The organism is Pleomorphovibrio marinus, from assembly GCF_003347495.1.
In the GTDB taxonomy this organism is placed as follows: domain Bacteria; phylum Bacteroidota; class Bacteroidia; order Cytophagales; family Cyclobacteriaceae; genus Pleomorphovibrio; species Pleomorphovibrio marinus.
Genome location: NZ_QCXY01000015.1, coordinates 41,869 through 61,944, shown reverse-complemented (window position 1 = coordinate 61,944; position 20,076 = coordinate 41,869). Strand labels below are relative to the sequence as shown.

Below are 20,076 nucleotides of genomic sequence, written 5' to 3'. Positions count from 1 at the left end.
AGGACAGGATTTATATGGTTGGGATTTTAAAACATACTATCAGGGTGTGTTTTATAAACAGCGTACCTTTATGCGTTAATTGAAAGATTCCTTCTCTTGAGCCCTATTTTTTGAGGCAAACAAAATGGAAGAACCGGTGCCCATTCCAACTATGGACCGCATGGCTTTTTCGGGCTCTATTTCTAAGAATCTTAATTGTGAAGCCGGAACATGGTAAATATTTCCATTCATTGGGTTAGGAGCAGTCGGCACAAATACTGTATAAATTCCCTCTGCCGCCGTTTCGGTAACAAAACCTGTCAGCAGTACGCCGGTATTGTAGGCATCTACTAATACTACCTGGCTAAATGGCATTTTCTTAAGTCCCGAAAATTGGGATATCGTTTCCTGCAGGGTAGAATACAATGGTATTTGAAGTAAATATCTATACTCAAAAACCTTAAACAACCTCTTACTTCTGCCATTTCTCAAAATTAAACCTATTAGGAATATCAGTGCGACAAGAATCAGCAAAGCCAATACATTGATAAAAAAAGCGTGAGATTCTGCATTTTTATCCAACAATGCGCTGATAGGTGCTACCAAATTAAAGACAAACTTAAAAATTAAGGAAAGCAAAAATAAAATAATGATGGTTGGTAAAACCAATAGCAAGCCATTCAATAATGTTTGGATAAAGAACGTCTTTGTCCAAAATTTGTCCTCTGGGAACTCTCTTTCGTTTTGCACTTGTACTGGGTTTTTCATATCATAGGTTTATTTTAATAAATTACATCAAATGTACCAAAAAGGCTAAATACTTGTAGTAAAAGATAGTAAACTACATAATTGCTCTAACGTTATAACTTTTGAAAAAGTTGATCTGATTAACCATTACCACTTGGAAGCAGTTGATTTACATGTTTTAGGGGGTAATCATCAAAATGTACTACAAAGGGATATTTTCAAAGTCGGTCATTTGGGGATAGAGATGTAATGAAAAACCCACCTACTGGGAATGTACATAGGGTTTAATTATAAATTTCCTTGGAATGATTTACAGTTTTATCCTAAAAAAGATAAGGTCTACTTATCGCGGGGATCATAAACCATTAACTCGGTGAGTACTTCCCGCATGGTGATAAAATCATTTATGTAAGCCCAGGCACGGTTTTCATTTGGCGCAGCGGTATAGGAGAGGATACCCTCCATGGTCACTTTGATCGATCCTGGCGAGGAGGTATTCCATAGGCTTCTCGAGGAGGGTCTGCAGGCATAAAGCACCCGTAGTTGGTCCCATGTTTGCCGATCCTGAACGGTGCCATCGTAATACTCTTCATAAGACCTACGAATGATGTGGTCCGGCCGGACACTTTTGTAGGCAGATCCAATCCTCAGGATCGACCCGCTGCCACCTGCAAAAACAGTAGGAAAATCAGAAGGCAACAATTCAAGTTCCCCACTAGCGGCTTCAAGATCCATACGGTAGTTAAATCCGCACCTTCCTTTAGGAAGTTCATTGTTGCCATTTCCTCCGGCCGCATAGAACTTCACCTTCTGTCGCATCAATTCCTTGCCGGTCAAAGGGCTGTGTTCATCAGGAGGGGAGTTCAACAGATTATAAATGTTGGTGGCAGGTCCCACAGCGACCATAGTTACACTTCGGTCCGGCTGAGTGGCAAGCACTTGCCGGTATAACTTAACCACATCCGGTGCAGCCTCTTGGGTCAATGAGTTGGGGAACTCTTCCACTATTGGAGCCATGTATTCATCCCGGGAGTAGGGAGCTTCTCCCTTAATGGTCCCTATGGGCAGGTCAGGGCGTCCGTACCATGTATTGACAGCATGCACATAAGGCACCGCCGCTTCATGGCCAATGACTACTCCTATTGCCAGTATTTCGATCTCTCCATGGTCTGCCAAGGCATGCAAAACGGCCAGTGTACCGGCATCGTCCACATCGCCGCCTACATCGGTATCAAATAGTACACGAACAGGTGGATCATTTTCCTCCTGTAAGTGGGATGGGGCCGGCTCAGTATGGGAAGAATAGCCTGAAAGGCCAAGGACAAGCAAAGGGACAAACAACATAAGCTTTATAATTGGGTTTGTTGTAAAAAAGCGACGAGTGTGCAAACAGAAAACGATAATATAAGTGTTCATTTTTAATGAATTTTTGTACTAAAATTACTTTGGTTACTACTTCCCAAAGGGATAAAATCAGTTGCACAGAAACTTTAAAATTGCAGTTTGGGATAAATATAGCGAATCCTAACCACTTGGCATTATGGAAAGACCTTAAGCTACATTCCGATTGAGATGTTTGCTGATGACTAATAGCCAAAATAAGAGGACAGGATATGGATTTTCCCACTGAGTTGCCTCCTCCTTTACCTGGAGGATTACAGGAAGATCATCTGCAGTATTGGCTTTTGCCAAAACATTTAACCTTGACCCTTCCAACCTGATCTCATAACTCCAGCCTTTCTAGGACCTTTTCAATTTGAATCCCTGCACCCAATACATTCTTAAACAAATCAGACTTTTTCTCAATCCTTTCCGGCATGTTGAAAATGTTGAAATCCACTGTTTTTAAACCCTTTTTCATTAACTCGCTTGTACCGAATCCTTGTATGGTCTTTACTGTCCAGCATGTCCAGGTTCAACCTTCCATCCTCTGAGGCAGAATAGATTTTTATGGGGATGTTGATCAAGCCGAAAATAATTGCCCCGTTCCATATAGATCGCATAACAGATAACGTATAAAGTGATAAATAACTGGGATTACGGAAAAGAAAACCCAATGATTAAGGGCGGTTTATGCCTAATTATATCCGATGAAATCGAGCCTGTCCTGACGGCAGTCAGGGCATGACGCGAGCGACACACGGGGGGATGATTATAGATTGCGAGATTCTCCCGAAATAAATTCGGGACAGGCTCCCGAAACGAGTTCCCCGAAACCAGTTCGGGGCAGGCAGGGGCAGGCTATGTGGCTGTTGAAAAACAAATTATAAACAGATGAAATCTTCTGTCTTTGAGATCCTTTCAGATAGTTTAACGTTCATCTTTTCCTTTTACTCCAATTTCATTAAACACCATGTCCATCTTAATGGTGTCCCTTGGATATGCCAAAACCTCAGCCTTTTCTTCCGTAATTATAATGGGAGTTTTTAATGCAGATTTTTCTTTGATCAATAAGGTCAAAAGGTCGGATTCTACAATGTTATTCCCCTGAATGTTTTCCTTGAAATAACCTGAATCCTTGTCGAAAAGATCGATTATTCTTTTGTTCAGCTTCTTAGCCAATTCCGAAAGCTGGGTCGGGGTCATGTCATTTTTTGAAACATCCAATTCATTGATTACATGATTATGAAGGGTTAAAACGTAGGCATAAGCTTCCTTATCTTCCATTTTATTGCCGTTGTAAAGAAATTTGACTTCGTTTTTTTCCAATTCAAACATGATACTAGTAGTTTTAGAAGTATAAAAAATAAAATAAAAGGTACTACTATCATCACCATAAATTATGCCAGTTTCCTCTTTTAATTTTGTTTTATTGATATATTCCCAGATCTATTGGACCCGCCAATGATCCAAATAGATAATTATCTGGCAATACCATAGTTTTAAATTAGGTTAAAAAAGGTTCTTTTTTGGCTTTTCTTTATAGAATGGGCCAATGCCACATTCCTATTGAGATGTTACCTGATTCTGCAACCTTGAGAAATTATGGGTCCCCTAAGCCTCCTGCTTTAGCTATAGGCCTTAAAGTGCCTCCTGCTTTAGTAGCCTTAAATTGCCTCCTGCTTTAGCTGGAGGCCATAAGGAGATTATCAGCCTCATTGGCTTTAGCCCAATCATTTATCACTGAACCTCTCAAACCCATATTTGGCAATAAGCTCATCATATTCCTCCTGAAAGGTTTTTCCACTATGATGTGCTTCTTGGTTCCTAATGTATTTTCTGACACTGTCGATCTTGTATTCAGAAACAGAAACCGCAAAATATTCATCCTGCCACTCAAATTTATGACGGGTAAGCTTGTTTTTATTGATCCAGAAAGAGGATTCCCCCTTGACCAGTTGCATTGTTTTTTGAAGGGTTTGATCGACCCCCAAAGAAATCAGACAATGACAATGATCCGAATACCCGTTTATGTGATCTATAAAGACAGCCTTCTTTACTGCATTTTCTCTTATATGGTACCAAACCTTTGTCCTCAATTCTCTTTAATCAAGGAAGGGTATCCGGTTTTTGGTACTCCAGACAAAATGAATATAAACCTTTACAAATGGCATTAGAATAATTGATGAAGGTATAACCAAATATACAAAATATTCCTAACCCAGGCTAAAGCCGCATTCCTATTGAGATGCTACCTGATTCTGCAATCTTGAGAAATCATTTGTCCCCTAAATTGCCTCCTACTTTTGCTATAGGCCTTAAAGTGCCTCCTGCTTTAGTTGCCTTAAATTGCCTCCTACTTTAGTTGCCTTAAATTGCCTCCTGCTTTAGCTGGAGGCCATAAGGAGATTATCAGCATCATTGGCTTTAGCCCAATCATTTATCACTGAACCTCTCAAACCCATATTAATCTTGCCAAAAAACAGTCCATTTCTGAAAGGCAAGCTACAGTATCCTGGTCGTTCCTCCTCCATTTTTAAGTGCCACATCCATTCCCCGCTGGTTGTTTTTCCAAGCTCCTGATGTAAAATCAGGCACATCCACCGGGGCAGACTTGTTTGCCACAGACCATTCACTCAATGGAATCACCGAACTGGTAAGTGCGGCATCATAGACATCCATTTCTACGGGCAATCCATTTCTGAGGCAATCAATCAAGCGCCAATCGGTAGCACTTACTCTTTCATAGGAACGCTGGGCCCGACCGGGCCTATTCGCTGCCTCTACCAACGCATTAAACCTCTTGGTAATTTCAGGGGTATGTTCTTCTACTAGAGCATCGTATTCTTCCTGAGAGATCCAACCATCATTGTAACTATACCCAATCCTGCCTGGCCTGGCAAGGTAAGATGCTTTCGTTCCGGCGATCAGGTTAAACCGGATTCCGGGACGGGGGGTGGTCACATCATGTTGGATTAAAATAGTGCGGCCCTTGTGGGTACGGATCATGGTGGAATTCATGTTTCCGCGGTAATCCTTGCCTACATAAGACATCCAGAATTCGTCATCTGCCGCCAGTTCCTTCGCCCTTTCCCCCATCATAAAATCATTCGAGGACATGGAAACCAAATGACTCATCTGGTCCCCGTAATTTAGATCCATCATCTGGGCCATGGGCGTCAAGGCATGTTGTGGATATAAGTTCCCATGCCTGTCAATGTTTTCATTCAGCCTCCACATGTTGTGGTACATGGTTTTCGAAAAATTATATTGGTTCATCAGATCATGGATATAGCCGCCTTCTCCATGAATAATTTCCCCAAATAACCCTTTACGGATCATATTTAGTACAAATGCTGAATCCCCTTCATGGCAGGATCCCGACATCTGCACGCAGTGCTTCTTTGTTCGCTCCGATGCCTCTACCAGCCTCCAGCATTCCTCAACCGTCTGGGCTGCCGGCAATTCCGTAAAAACATGTTTGCCATGTTCCATTGCAAAGACTGCCTGATCGGTATGCAAATGCCAGGGGGTGGCAATGGCGATCAGATCGATATCGTCGCGTTCGCACATTCTCTTCCAATCCTCTTCTCCGTCGGAATATCCAACAGGATCATGGGTTTCTGCAATGGATTTTATGGCAGCATCCACCCTGTCCTTTTCCAAATCGTTAATGGCAACAATTTCAACGCCTTCTATGCTTGCAAACCTCATCACCGTTCCTGACCCCCTGTTTCCAATGCCTGTAATTCCCATTCTTACCACATCCAGTGCCGGGGCAGCATACCCGTGCATATTGAATTGCTGGGTATATTCTCGACTGCTGATGTCATTGCCTTGGTTTTTTTGGGTCTGGTCTTTTTCCTTGGTACTGCATCCTGCAAGGTTAGCACTGCCAAATAGTCCCAAAGAACCTAATCCTGTTAGTTTCAGGAAATTTCTGCGGTTACTGTTTTTCATTATTTCTGTTTATGGTTAATCAGCAATAAATTGACGATTTTTTTTGACAATTCTATAAAGTCATTCATCTATTTTATAATCAATGCCTTTTAGGGGAAGGATATTTGGGCCTTTGACTCGGAAAGCACCAATTTAAGGATCGGACAACCCTTATGAGATTTTTGGCTTATTCTCCATCATTGTAAAACCTGGGTTCCTTGGATTGTCTCCTGCTCAAGCTAAAGGCTAATGGATGTTTATCCGCAAAATTGGCTTTAGCCAAACCTTCCATCCCTGAACCTCTCAAACCCTTAATTAGCAATAAACATCCAATGATATAGCAGTATCATTTTTCGGTTTATCCGGGATTTTTCCAATCCCTTTAGACAGCCTGTATCTTATACCTTGGGATTTTCGTACATTTATATGACTCAAACAGAACACCCATGGAACGTATCGTATTGGAAGTGGATGACATGGTGGCAAAGGCTTGGAAGGCTGCGTCCTCGAAAAAGAAAAAAGAAATTAGCATAGCAGTTGAAGCGCAGGTATGCAAGCAATTAATGAAAGACAGCACTGAGGATTATATCCAATTTTTGGAGGAACTACGGGAAAAAATGGCTCAACGCGGTCTTACGCAGGAAATATTGGATGAAATTCTGAAAGACGAATAATTTGGTTTTCGTCTTTGACACCAGTGCACTGATCAGTGCACATCTTATCAAAAATTCGGTGAGTGCCGAGGCCCTAAACAGGGCTTTACGAATTGGAAAACTTGTATTTTCAGATTCAACAATTAACGAATTTGCAGAAGTTTTATATCGAAAAAAGCTGGATAGGTATTTTGTTGAAGTCGAAAGAGAAGAAATCCTTACCGTACTGACTTTTAAAAGTCCGCTGATTATAGAGCCTAGTTTTGAAATCAACGTTTGCCGCGACCCGAAAGACAATAAATTCCTCGAGCTGGCAGTATCTGCCAAAGCCTCCTGCATAGTTTCAGGGGATATACACCTACTGGAACTGCATCCTTTCCAAGGCATTCCCATTTTGAATGTGGCTGATTTTCAAAAGGATTTTTGAAAGCTGATTCCCCAAAAGGAAAGATTTATTGACGAAGACACCGTTGCTTTGATCAGGGCTGTGCTTTCTTTATACATGATCTTTGAAGTTTGGCTTTACATTCCATTAATTTTGGCTAAAGCCCATCCTCATTAGGGATTTTATTATCGAATGGGCTAAAGCCGCATTCCAATTGAATTTTTAGCTCCCGAAAGAGGTCAATTGAGGGAAATGGGCATCCCTATTGAGATGGTGGATGATGCTCTATCCTTTTTAAAACCCGGCTCCTTGATTTGCCTCCTGCTCTAGCTGGAGGCTAATGGATGCTTATCCACACCATTGGCTTTAGCCAAACCTTCCATCCTTGAACCTCTCAAATCCATATTTAACAATATATTTTTGATACTCCTCTTGAAAGTTTATTTCCTTGTGATGTTCTTCTTGATTCCTGATATACCCCCTGACCACATCTATCATGGATTCAGAAACAGAAACAGCAAAATATTCATCCTGCCATTCAAATTTCTCGCGGGTAAGCCTGTTTTTGTTGATCCAAAAAGATGATTCGCCCTTAACCAATTGCATTGTTTTTTGAATGGTTTGATCTATCCCTAAAGATATAAGACAATGGCAGTGATCCGAATACCCGTTTACGTGATCAATAAAGATATCTTTCTTCACTGCATTTTCTCTTATATGGTTCCAAACCATAGTCCTCAATTCTCTCGAATCAAGGAATGGAACCCTGTTTTTGGTGCTCCAGACAAAGTGAATATAAACCTTGACAAATGGCCTCTGAAGAATAAAAAAAGGTATAATCAAATTTAACGAATTATTCTCAATATGTATCTAACCCAAGTTAAATGTTAATAATAAAATATATCTTCGGTACCAAATTATTTTGCTTCTTGGCTCACTGCTCCAATTTAGGGAGATTTCTTCTTTAAAGCCCTGATTTGTTCCATCATGAAAGCCAAAGCCGCATTCCTATTGAGATGTTGGCTGAATCTACATCCTTTTTAACACATGGGTTCCTTGAATTGCCTCCTGCTTTATCAGGAGGCAATAAGGAGATTATCAGCTCCAGCGGCTATAGCCAAAACATTTATACAATTTCAGTTTGTACTTGATTTTTTTGATTTTGCACCCGAAATCCGCTAACTTAGACCACAAGTCCTCAGTGACTTAGATTCAGAAACCAATAATGTTTTGAACAGAATCTCCGGTCAAAGGACTTGAAGGAACAAAGAAATACCAACTTTCTGCCATAGGACAAATTCTTGTTGAACCCAAAACATATTGTAACTATGAAGTATCTATTTCCTACAATCGTCCTTTCAAGTTTCCTGTATTTCACTTCCTGTTCTTCCGATGATAGTCCCGATCCCGGTCCGCAGACCATTTCCCTAGATATGGTAGCTGCCGACTTGGAGCTGGACTGGGCCATCACCCGTGAACATGAAATGCCTTGTGGTGGGGATGAAGTGGGAGGCGGTGAAATCAGCGGCAGTGTGACTTTCGCGGATTTAGGCGGGTTTCATTTAGAATTATCCTCGGTGTGGGATATAGAAAATCAACTGGATCCCGCGGATGTGGTTTTTGAGCCAGAAGGACCTGCGGGAGGGCCTGTTGCCAGGGTTTTTGAAAAGCACGAATATCCTTACGACTTTATGTTCAGCCCCTTTACAGGTCAGTGCGAAACGGTAGTGAGTGCCACGGGAGAAATGACCCTAACCGCCGATGACGGGGATACCATCTTTGGAATGGTGGAAGGAGGCGAAACCCATCGCCTCGATTTCGTGATGGAAGGAGATGGTGTCGAAACTTTTGCCAGGGTGGATATAGAAGGCGGAACCGGCCGGTTCCAAAATGCCACAGGGAATTTCGTAACCCATACCATCACCCGCTTCGACTTCGATGAAAATCGCTTTGTGATGGACCAGGCCACGGTGGTGCCTGGCGGAACCATCACATTCGGAGGCCAAGGCTACTGATTTGTTTGTTCCAATACCAAAATAGGTTATTGGAGGCTTTCCCTGACCCCCCAGTAAAATGGCTAAGGGTAACACTAATGTAATCGGACATGCGAAGGACAACAAATGACGATATCGCCATCATTGGCATTGGGTGCCGCTTTCCCGGTGGAGCCAACACTCCCCAGCAATTCTGGGATCTTCTATGCAATGGGGTAGATGCCATCACCCAGGTTCCCGGGGATCGTTTTAACTTGGACGAGGTATTCGATCCTGACCCCGAAACACCCGGGAAAATCTATTCCAAATGGGGAGGTTTTTTGGAACAAGTGGATGGCTTTGATGCCGACTTCTTTGGGATTTCCCCTAGGGAGGCCAAAAGGATGGATCCCCAACACCGCCTGTTGTTGGAGGTAACCTGGGAAGCCATAGCAGACGGGGGTCAGGTTCCTGATGCCTTGGCAGGTACAGCTACCGGTGTATTTATTGGTATTTCCACCCATGATTATGCCGATATGCATGTGCATCCTGGCAGGAGAAAACTCCTTGACTCCCATATCAACATTGGCAATGCCCTTTCTGTGGCGGCAAACCGCATCTCTTACCTCCTGGATTTGAAGGGCCCGAGTTTCGCCATTGAATCTGCTTGCTCTTCGTCCCTTACCGCTCTTCACCTGGCCTGTCAAAGTATGGATAGAGGGGAGTCCGATCAGGCAATCGTGGGGGGAGTGAACCTTATCCTTTCCCCAGAACTCTCCGTTGGCTTCTGTAAAGCAGGAATGATCTCCCCAGACGGTAGATGTAGGGCCTTCGATGAGAGTGCCAACGGATATGTGCGCAGTGAAGGGGCAGGTGTGGTCCTTCTTAAACCAATGAAAAAGGCACTGGAAGAAGGCGACCCTATCTATGCCGTCATAAAGGGCAGTGCCATCAATGAAGATGGGCGCACCGCAGGTATCAGCCTGCCCAACGGGGATGCACAGGAAAAGCTCATACGAGAAACCCTGAAAATTGCAGGGTGTGCCGCCAATGATATCCAGTATGTGGAGGCACATGGCACCGGGACCTCAGCGGGTGACCCCATAGAAGCAGGCGCCTTGGGCAGGGTGTTTGGTGCATCAAGGAATTCGGAAAAACCCTGTTATATAGGTTCGGTAAAAACCAATGTGGGCCACCTAGAAGCAGGTGCAGGTATCACAGGACTGATCAAAACGGCACTTGCGCTCAAGCATCGCAAAATCCCCCCAAGCCTGCATTTTTCTGCCCCAAATCCCGAAATTCCCTTTGACCAATACCACCTGAAAGTAGCCACAGCCCTGCTGCAATGGCCTAAAACTCTCCGACCTGCCAGGGCTGGGGTAAACTCTTTTGGTTTTGGGGGTACAAACGCCCACGTTATTCTGGAAGAACCTCCACAGGTGGAAAAACCGGAAGAGCCTTTATCCTCACAGACGGAATTTCTCAGCATTTCTGCCAGGGCACCCGGAGCCCTGGCTGATTATGTAGCAGGATATAAACAGCGTCTGAAAGAGGGGTTTACCAACACCTTAAGAAATCTATGTAATGCAGCAGCCAACAGGCAAAGCCATTACGAGTATAGAATGGCTGTTTTGGGCAACAATCTTGAAGAGATGGTTGGGGGGCTGCAAGCATTCCAGCATAAGGAGGAAAGAGCAGATGTGATAGTAGGCAAAGCAAAGCCAGCATCGTCTATACGGTTAGCCTTTGCTTTCTCAGGCATGGGGCCACAGTGGTGGGCCATGGGCAGAGAACTATTTGCCTCCGAACCTGCCTACAGGGATACCTTGACCAAATGCGACCATATTCTCCGCCCCATAGCAGGCTGGTCCCTTATCGATGAACTCAACAAGGAGGAGCATGATTCTCGAATAGCCCAGGCCGAACTGGCCCATGTGGCCAATTTTGCCGTACAGGTTGCACTGACGGCATTGTGGGAGGCTTGGGGAGTAAAGCCTGACGTGGTGTTCGGCCACAGCTCAGGGGAAATCGCCGCATCCTATGTGGCTGGGGCACTCTCCCTGGAGGATGCACTTTTCCTGGCTTACCATCGTGGTCGCCTGCAGCATACCATGGCAGGATTTGGAGGCATGCTTGCTGCTGCAGTTTCTGAGCAGGAAGCCCAATCCTTAATGAAAGGAAAGGAAGACAAGGTCTCGCTGGCCGCAGTTAATAGCAAGAACTCCGTCACACTATCGGGAGATATTTCACTATTAAAACATATTGCAAAAAAATTAGAGCAGGAGAACCGATTCTGCCGGATCCTGCAGGTGGATGTCCCCTATCACGCCCCGCAGATGAAGCATATACAGGAAGAACTCCTTGATGTGCTCCGGGAAATTAAACCTAAAGCAGCTTCCATACCTGTAGTTTCTAGCGTAAGGGGAAGCTATATCAGGGGGGAAGAGTTTAATCGGGAATACTGGTGGCAGAATGTGCGTAAACCGGTGCGTTTTGATAAAGCCGTGAAGGTATTGCTGGAAGAGGACTACACAGTTTTCCTCGAAATTGGCCCCCACCCCGTATTGGCCACCTATCTTATGGAATGTTTGTCAGACCATAATAGTCAAGCAAGTATTTTGCCCTCCCTACGGCGCAAAGAAAAGGAGCGGAGAATGATGCTCCGCTCCCTCGCCCAACTTTATGTGCAGGGGTATCCGGTCAATTGGCAGGGACTTTACCCAGGTAGGAATTATGTTCCCCTACCCTCCTATCCCTGGCAGCGGGAGCGGCACTGGATAGAACCAATGCCAAAGCAAATGTCTTTTTCTTCGGGTGTGGATACCGGCCACCCCTTACTCGGCCACCGGATACACAGTGCACTCCCGCTATGGGAGGTAAACCTTAACGATCCGCGAACCGAATTCCTCAATGCGCATTTAGTGGAAGACAGCATTGTCTTCCCTGGCGCAGGGTATGTAGAAATGATGCTTTCCGCTGCCGGAGAGATTTGGAAGGGAACACCCGTTACTCTTAAAAATATACAGTTTCAGAAGCTGCTCTTTTTGGGAGCCTCCAGAGATCAGTTGCTGCAATGTTTTCACCAGCAAGAGAGCAAATCCATGGAAATTTACAGTCCCTCGGAGAATGGTGATCACTGGATGTATCATGCCAGTGCAAGGATAAAGGAACAACAAAACGGCATGGCACCCGAAAAGGTTGACCTTGCAGCTATATTGAAGCGCTGCGGCAGGGAAGTGCCTGTGGAGGAGCATTTTCGCATTATAGCATCCATAGGGTTCAACTATGGCAGTGCATTCCGGGGGGTCCGTAGCATTCATGCGGGAGAGGAGGAAGCTATTGCACAAATTGCCCTTCCCCCGGGACTTAATGCTGAACCCTACCGTGTTCACCCCGCTTTGCTAGATGCCGCTTTTCAGGTGCTTGTGGTGTTGGCATCCGATAGACTGGAAAGTGAGGAGTTGTCCGGCCCGATTTTTCCTATTTCCATAGGGCAAGTTAGTTATCAGGCACCCGCTACGGGGAATTTCCTGGCATACATTCGAGTCCGAAAAGGATCAGGAGCTTTGCTGGAAGGGGATGTAATGCTAATGGATCAGGCAGGAGAGGTGAAAATTGGTGTAGAAGGCTTAAAGGCAAAGCTTCTGGAAGAGACCGGGGAAAAAAAGATGCGGATGAACAAGGGCTGGTCCTATGCATTCAAATGGGAACAAAGAGAGGGAATTTCCTCCACAAGCAAAGAGCAACTGCTGGTAAGGGAAAGCGAAAAGATTCAAAACCTGGCAGAGTCAAATGCCCAACCTCCGGAGGATAATGCAGATGTGCGTCTCTATTATGAGGTGGTGGTGCCTGGGATGAATCGTGTTGCCGGGATTTATGCCGCTAATGCATTGGAAGAGCTGGGGTGGGATTACTTTGCACAAAAAGAAGAGAATGCAGCAACCCTCTCGGACAAACTCGGGGTGAAAAAGGAGTATAAACCCTTATTTAAGGAATTATACAAAATGGCGCTTTCCCAACTCGAGGAGAAAGGCAATACCTTGGAAAATCCTGGTCAATTACTGGATGATCTCCAACAAAGGGTACCTGCCTACTCTGCTGAATGTGAACTTGTAAGAATGGGGGGTAAGAACTTGGCAGGGATCCTTATCGGGAGTACAGATGTGCGGGAAGTACTGCTGACTGTATCTTCCTTGGAAGTGTTGTCCAGCATGTACCACAATAGCCCTGCCTGCCGAAGTTATCACGAGGCACTTGCAGAAGTAGTGGCGTCTTCATTTGTGGATGCCAAAAACCATATCGCCCCAAAAATCCTTGAAATTGGTGCGGGAACAGGTGCAGCATCCGTGGAAATTTTACCGCGATTACCCGAAAATGCCCAGTATGTTTTTACCGATATCTCTGCTTATTTCGCGACCGAGGCCAGGCAAAGACTGGGTAGGGCAAGCAAGCATGAGTTTTCAGTACTGGATATTGAAAAAGACCCAATTTCACAAGGCTACCAGCCCCATTCCTTCGATATGGTAGTGGCGGCAAATGTGCTGCACACTACCCAAGAACTAAAAAACAGCCTGAGCCATGTACATCATTTATTAAAGCCCGGAGGTCTTTTGGTCATTCTTGAAATTACGCGTAAGGCCGATTGGTTCAACTTGGTTTTTGGCTTATTGGATGGTTGGTGGCGTTTCACCGATTTCGAGGTACGGAAGGATTCCCCCATCATTGGCCGCCAGGAATGGAAAGACCTGCTCTCGGATTATGGTTTTGGGGATACCAGATCCTTATTCACTAGCTCAAACGGAAAGGAGACCCTTCAAACCATCACTATTACCCATTCCAATAGCAATTCTACTTCCCTTTCTTCGGCCAAAAAAGAAGATAATGGCAAAGCAGATTCAACCAAGAACCAGCAGGGAACCTGGCTTCTATTAGCAGACGAGCGGGGATTAGCCCAAAGAATAGCCGAAGGTTTAGGCAAAAAGGGTGACCGCTGTATACTTGCCCACTGTGGGAAATCATACCTGCAAAAAGATAAGAATCATTTTCAACTTCCAGTGGATGAACCGGAATCAATGAAACGGCTTTTTGCCGAAGGCGGCATAATAGAAGAGGGTTGTAAGGGAGTCATTTACCTTTGGCCAACTAATGCACCTACAGGGGACAGCCTTAGCAGCCAATTGCTGTTGGAGTCTCAGCAATTCGTGTGTGGGGGGCTGCTAAACCTCCTGCAACAACAGCCTGAAAACCTAATCCGGAAGCTTTGGCTGGTAACTTCCGGTGCCCAGAACCTCACTAATGGTGCAGCATCTGAATTGACTCACATAGCGCAGTCCACGCTTTGGGGAATGGGTAGGGTGGTGTCCAATGAATTCGAGGAAATCACCTGTAAAATGGTGGATTTGGGTGCAGTACCATCCATGCCGGAGATCCATAACTTAGTGGACTTGTTGTTGGGTGAATGGGAGGATGAGGAAACTGCCTTAAGGGGTGAAAAGTGTTATGTTAGACGTCTGCACCGCCTATCTACTGAAGGTATCCAACCAAAAGAGAATATTCGTAGCATGTCGCCCGAAACCGATAGCTTTCGGCTAGAACTAGCCGAGCCAGGGGCATTGGAGAACCTGAAACTGCGTGAAACTGAATCCCCTGAACTCGGTAAAGAAGAACTAATCATCCGAGTGCATGCTTCCGGGCTTAATTTCCAGGAGGTTTTGCTTGCCCTCGGGATGTTGCCAAGGGAGGCATTGCCTACAGAGTTGGATAATTCTGCCCTTGGGCTTGAATGTGCAGGTATTGTAGTGGAATGCGGGGAGAAAGTCACCGATTTCAAACCGGGGGATAAGGTCATCGCACTTGCCAGGGCAGCACATGGCTCTAGGGCAATAGCACAATCCCATCTTGTCGCACACAAACCCAAGTCCCTTTCCTTTGTACAAGCAGCCTCAGTGGTCAATGCCTATGTAACCGCCTATTATAGTCTTCATCAGGTGGCAAAAGTCACTAAGGGGGAACGGGTACTTATCCATTCGGCCACAGGCGGGGTGGGTTTGGCTGCTATCCAGCTTTGCGAGGAAATAGGGGCAGAGATCTTTACCACGGCAGGTTCGGAGCAAAAAAGGGATTACCTCCGTTCCCTTGGCATCAACCATGTAATGGACTCCCGCACCTTATCCTTCGTCGATCAAGTGCGAAACCTCACCAATGGGGAGGGAGTGGATGTAGTGTTGAATTCCCTTGCCGGGGAAGCTATGGAAGAAAGCCTGAACTTGCTGCGTCCCTATGGGCGCTTTGTGGAGCTGGGAAAACGGGATATTTATGAGAATTCGGTCCTAGGTTTGTTGCCCTTCCGAAGAAATCTCTCTTACTCGGCTGTGGATTTGCAGCAGATGGCCATTGACCGACCGGATTTCGCCAACTGCATGATCAGCCAAGTGGTGGAAGAAGTAGGGAATGGCAGGTGGGAAGGCATCCCCAACACCACCTTTGACCTTGCCGAGGCAGAAAATGCCTTTCGCTATATGGCCCAAGCCAAGCATATTGGCAAGATTGTCTTGACCCTTGATCATCCCAGTTACCCAGTACACCTAGCCTCCAAACCGACCATAGGGCAAAAGGAGGAAACCTATCTGGTAACCGGAGGTCTTGGGGGATTTGGTCTTGCCACCGCCCAATGGTTGGCACAAAGAGGGGTGAAAAGCCTCGTATTGATGAGTCGTTCTGGAAAGCCCAAAGAGAATGGCAAATTGCTGGAAAAATTAAAGAAATCAGGAACCCAAATAACCGTCTTTTCCGCGGATGTAAGTAAGGAAAAAGAGGTAAAGCGGGTGCTGGAATTTATCCGTAAGCAACTTCCCCCTCTGAAGGGAGTTGTGCATGCAGCTATGACCTTGAATGATGCTGCCTTAAAAGACCTTGACAATAAGCGGTTACTGGAAGTCATGTCGCCCAAGATGGCCGGTGCATGGAACCTGCATCGCCTCACCCTGGAGGATGAGTTGGATCACTTTATCCTGTTTTCCTCCATGGCTTCGCCACTGGGTCATCCCATGCAGGGAAACTATTCAGCGGCCAACTCCTTTCTGGATTCCCTGGCTGGTTATCGACAGCAACTGGGCTTACCTGCACAGTCCATAGGCTGGGGCGCAGTGGCGGGTGCAGGGTATGTTTCCCGGCATCCGGAGGTGGTGAACTACCTCAACCGGGCCGGGCTTGAGGGATTCTCCCCTGTGGACGCCCTAGATACCATGGAAAAACTTTTGGGCACGGATAAGGCCCATGTTTTGATTGCCAAAATTGACTGGCACCGTTGGGTAAACACCCATTCCGTGATGGCCACCTCCACCCGTTTTCGAAATGTGCTGGAAGAGGCCAGTGCCAGCAGCCAAGAAGAGGACAAGGAAAGCGATTCCCCATTGGAGACCTTTCGCAGCACGGCTCCTGAACTACGGCAGGAAGCCATGAATACCTACCTCAAAGGAAAACTCGCCCGTGTGAGCGGCAGCAAACCGGATAAGATCGATATGGACAGGCCCCTTACCGAAATGGGCTTCGATTCCCTGATGGCAGTGGAGCTCACCACCGCCCTAAATTCCGACCTGGGGATTAAACTGCCGGTAGTAAAAATCCTTCAGGGGGTGAATGGCCATGCCTTGGGGAATACCCTACTTGAGAAAATCCTTCCCCATTCCGAAACTGAGGAGGTTCCTGAGCAGCAAGAAATGGAACAGATTTCCAATACTGCAATGCCCCTTTCAGCAGAACAAAGCCGCTTTTGGTACCTCGAACAAGCCTCCCCGGGAGACCCAGCCCTTCATCTTGTGGTGGCGGCAAAGCTGACCGGCCCTCTTGATAAGGCCTCCTTACAAAAGAGCGTCCAAGAGGTAGTACGCCGACATGAGGCCTTACGCACGGTAGTTACTTTTGAGGACGAAAACCCCAAGCAGTATATAGCACCTCCCATGGACATCCCCATGCCCTACCGGGATCTCCGGGATGTACCCTTAGGCAAAAGAGCCGCTGAAAAGCAAAGAATTGCCAAGGAGGAAATCCAAAAACCTTTTCATCTGGACAAACCGCCACTACTGCGCTCCCTGCTGATCCAAACGGAGGAAAAGGAGTACCTACTTTTGTTGATGGTACACCATATCGCTGCCGATAGCTGGACCATGGCCTTAATCGCCAAGGAAGTAATGGCCCTTTACGCTGCCTATTCAGATGGAAAACCATCCCCACTTCCGGAACCTGCACTCCAGTATAAAGATTATGTGACCCGGCAAAAGGAGCTCTTGACCCCGGCACTCATCAACAAACAACTTGACTATTGGAAACAGCAACTTCGTGAATTGCCTTCAGGAGGGTTAGCCATTCCAACCGACTTTCCAAAAAAAGCCTGTAAAAGAATACGTGGATCCCATATTCCTTTTGAACTGTCAAAGGAGCTTTCCGACAAATTGCGAAGGTTGAGTAAGGAGGAGGGAGTGACGCTTTTCGTTACCTTGCTTGCCTCCTTTCAGACGCTGTTACATCGTTATTCCAACACTACCGACATCAGCACAGGCACCCCAATGGCCACAAAAAGCCGGGCTGGCACAGAGGATTTGCTGGGCTGCTGTATGAACACAGTAGTTTTGCGCAGCAACCTGTCCGGCAACCCCAGGTTCCGAGAACTCCTGAATCGCATCAGGAAGGTAAGCCTTGAAGCATTTGAACATCAAGACGTACCCTTCCAGAAAGTGGTGGAAGAACTCCGTCCAAAACGAGAACCCGGGCACTCCCCCTTGTTTTCGAATATGCTGATTCTACATACTCTGCAATACCCCAAACTTGAAATGGGGAAATTGTCCGTAAAACCTGTGCCTGTGGAAACCGGGGCAGCCGTATCGGACTTCACCCTACTGATGGACGACAAAGAACAGCTTCAAGGTTCCCTTGAATACAATACCGACCTTTTCGAGGAAGCCACTGCAAAGCTAATGCTGAGTCATCTCCTGCATTTCCTGGAAGAAATAGGAACAGCTCCTGATCAAAAAATTGATTCTATCCCACTAATGAACGACAAGGAGCAGGAGCACTTCTATGCCCAAAACAACGCCACATTTGCCGGTTTCCCTGTAGAAAAATGCCTGCATCAACTAGTGGAGGCGCAAGTCAGCAGGACACCTGAAAGTATAGCCGTGGTATGCGGAGAAAACCAACTTACCTACCAAGAGTTGAACCTACGAGCCGACAAGCTTGCCTATAAGCTACGCAAACTAGGTGTTAGATCCGACTCCATTGTTGGAATTCACCTGGAAAAATCCCCTGAGTTGGTCCTGTCTCTATTGGCAGTGCTGAAAGCCGGTGGGGCATTCCTATTGTTGGAACCTAGCCTGCCGCCACAACACCTAGCATGGATGATAGCAGACGCAAATCCGACGGTACTTATTGCCCGGGAAGGTTTATACAAGACCCTCCCCAAAGGGGGATACAAGCTTCTGATGATGGACAAGGAGAAAGTAGTGGAAGACACCAATTCCATGGATTTCCCTAACACGAACAATGGCGTGAAACCCGAGCACCTGGCCTATGTGGTCTATACCTCCGGTTCTACCGGCAGGCCCAAAGGGGTGATGGTATCTCACAGTGCCATCTGCAATCAGGTACATTGGCGTCAAAGCACATTCCCCCTGAAAGAGGAAGATGCCGTTTTACAACGCACGGCACTCTCTTTTGACCCTGCCGTATGGGAATTTTTCGGACCCTTATCGGCAGGTGCCCGGCTGGTGATTCCGGAATCGGGAACCGAAACGGATGCCTTACGCCTAACTCAGCTTATCGCCCTACAAAAAATCACCCATCTACAACTTACCCCTGGGCTACTGGAGGCCCTTCTAGAAGAAGCCTCTTTTGTGGAATGCCAACATCTGAGAAGGGTGTTTTGTGGAGGAGAACCCATGGCTTCGCAGTTGATGGAAAAATTTTTCCAGCAGTCAAATGCCGAGCTGTATAACCTTTATGGGCCTGCTGAGGCGGCCATAGATTGCACCTACTGGGCTTGCAAACCCAAGCAACAACGTAGATATGCACCCATTGGAAAACCCATAGCAAATGTTGCGGTATATATCTTGAGCCAAGACAACAAGCTGCTACCTCCGGGAATACCGGGTGAACTCTGCATTGGAGGTGCAGGTCTGGCAAGGGGATATCGGAACCGAGAGGAACTCACTGCGGAAAAGTTCATCCCCCATCCTATCGTAGAAACGCCAGAGGCACGACTTTACCGCAGTGGAGACCTGGCCAGGTACCTGCCGGATGGCAACATTGAGTGGCTGGGTAGAATGGATGAACAGATAAAAATCAGGGGGTTTCGTGTGGAACCCGGGGAGGTCGCCGCAGCACTTAAACAACATCCGGAGGTACGGGAGGCTGCCATTGTCACCGAGAAAGGGAATAATGGAGAAAAGCGACTGCTCGCCTATTTGGTAGGCAAGAAGAACCAATCCCCCCCTGTCGAAGCCCTTAAGGATTACCTCGACCAACAGCTGCCCTCCTATATGAGACCCTCGGGTATTCGTTTCCTAAATGAGCTCCCAAGGTTAGCAAGTGGCAAGTTGGACCTGCAAGCACTCAAGGCGGGAGGTGCTGCTGATGCGGAAACCGGTAGAGGCTATACCCCTCCTAAAAATAAGATGGAAAAGCGACTCATCGGGATTTTGGAGAACTTGCTGGACAAAAAACCCATTGGGATTACCGAGGACTTCTTTGAAATCGGCGGCCACTCCCTGATGGCGATGCGGTATATTTCCGCCGTTAACCGGGAGTTTGGCACCCAACTTCCGGTCTCCGTACTAGTGGAAAACGGTACTGTGAAAAAACTGGCTTGTATGCTTGAAGAACATGCGGAAACCAAACGGGTAGAAACCTGAAAAAATTTTTGGTATGCTAAGCCAACCACAACCTGTGCTGGGTGTCACCCACCCAAAAGGGGGACAGAGGGATATGGAAATGGATTGTCTTGTTTTCAGTCTCATAGGGACTTCCG

At 46.4% G+C, this 20,076-nt stretch carries 10 protein-coding genes and 1 pseudogene; 4 read left to right on the top strand and 7 right to left on the bottom strand.

Annotation, left to right across the window (positions count from 1 at the left end; translation table 11 throughout):
* Positions 1 to 75 precede the first annotated feature (75 nt).
* The 6 genes and pseudogenes from DB520_RS25120 to DB520_RS25095 all read right to left on the bottom strand — a co-directional run bounded on the left by DB520_RS25120 (position 76) and on the right by DB520_RS25095 (position 6,066).
* A complete protein-coding gene (locus tag DB520_RS25120) occupies positions 76 to 747 on the bottom strand; it encodes a DUF502 domain-containing protein (RefSeq protein WP_114752547.1) in 672 nt (223 codons plus the stop codon).
* Between the two features lie 318 nt (positions 748 to 1,065).
* The gene (locus tag DB520_RS25115; RefSeq protein ID WP_157972250.1) at positions 1,066 to 2,070 is read right to left on the bottom strand and encodes a nucleoside hydrolase; all 1,005 of its coding nucleotides are present in this window, start codon (positions 2,068 to 2,070) and stop codon (positions 1,066 to 1,068) included.
* 458 nt (positions 2,071 to 2,528) lie between these two features.
* Entirely contained in the window at positions 2,529 to 2,729 is a 201-nt protein-coding gene (locus DB520_RS25110; protein ID WP_232835146.1) for a Ku protein, read from the bottom strand.
* Between the two features lie 307 nt (positions 2,730 to 3,036).
* On the bottom strand, positions 3,037 to 3,444 hold the full coding sequence (locus tag DB520_RS25105; RefSeq protein ID WP_114752545.1) for an arsenate reductase family protein: 408 nt from the start codon (positions 3,442 to 3,444) through the stop codon (positions 3,037 to 3,039).
* A gap of 395 nt (positions 3,445 to 3,839) precedes the next feature.
* Positions 3,840 to 4,280 (bottom strand): annotated as a pseudogene (gene tnpA, locus DB520_RS25100) (IS200/IS605 family transposase).
* 331 nt (positions 4,281 to 4,611) lie between these two features.
* Positions 4,612 to 6,066, bottom strand: a complete 1,455-nt coding sequence (locus DB520_RS25095; RefSeq protein WP_114752544.1) for a Gfo/Idh/MocA family protein — start codon at positions 6,064 to 6,066, stop codon at positions 4,612 to 4,614.
* A gap of 425 nt (positions 6,067 to 6,491) precedes the next feature.
* Here DB520_RS25095 and DB520_RS25090 point away from each other — a divergent pair, with 425 nt between their 5' ends.
* Both DB520_RS25090 and DB520_RS25085 read left to right on the top strand, forming a co-directional pair.
* Positions 6,492 to 6,719, top strand: coding sequence for a hypothetical protein (locus tag DB520_RS25090; RefSeq protein ID WP_114752543.1), 228 nt, complete (start codon positions 6,492 to 6,494; stop codon positions 6,717 to 6,719).
* Position 6,720: 1 nt separating this feature from the next.
* Positions 6,721 to 7,125, top strand: a complete 405-nt coding sequence (locus tag DB520_RS25085; protein ID WP_114752542.1) for a putative toxin-antitoxin system toxin component, PIN family — start codon at positions 6,721 to 6,723, stop codon at positions 7,123 to 7,125.
* A 324-nt stretch (positions 7,126 to 7,449) separates the two neighbouring features.
* On the opposite strand, the gene tnpA (DB520_RS25080) is transcribed toward DB520_RS25085, so the two are convergent.
* Positions 7,450 to 7,908, bottom strand: coding sequence for an IS200/IS605 family transposase (gene tnpA / locus DB520_RS25080; protein ID WP_114752551.1), 459 nt, complete (start codon positions 7,906 to 7,908; stop codon positions 7,450 to 7,452).
* Between the two features lie 503 nt (positions 7,909 to 8,411).
* Between tnpA (DB520_RS25080) and DB520_RS25075 the strand changes: the two genes are divergently transcribed.
* Both DB520_RS25075 and DB520_RS25070 read left to right on the top strand, forming a co-directional pair.
* Positions 8,412 to 9,098, top strand: a complete 687-nt coding sequence (locus DB520_RS25075; RefSeq protein WP_157972249.1) for a hypothetical protein — start codon at positions 8,412 to 8,414, stop codon at positions 9,096 to 9,098.
* 89 nt (positions 9,099 to 9,187) lie between these two features.
* Positions 9,188 to 19,960 carry a non-ribosomal peptide synthetase/type I polyketide synthase gene (locus DB520_RS25070; protein ID WP_114752540.1) on the top strand — a complete coding sequence of 3,591 codons (10,773 nt, stop codon included), beginning with the start codon at positions 9,188 to 9,190 and terminating at the stop codon, positions 19,958 to 19,960.
* Positions 19,961 to 20,076 lie beyond the last annotated feature (116 nt).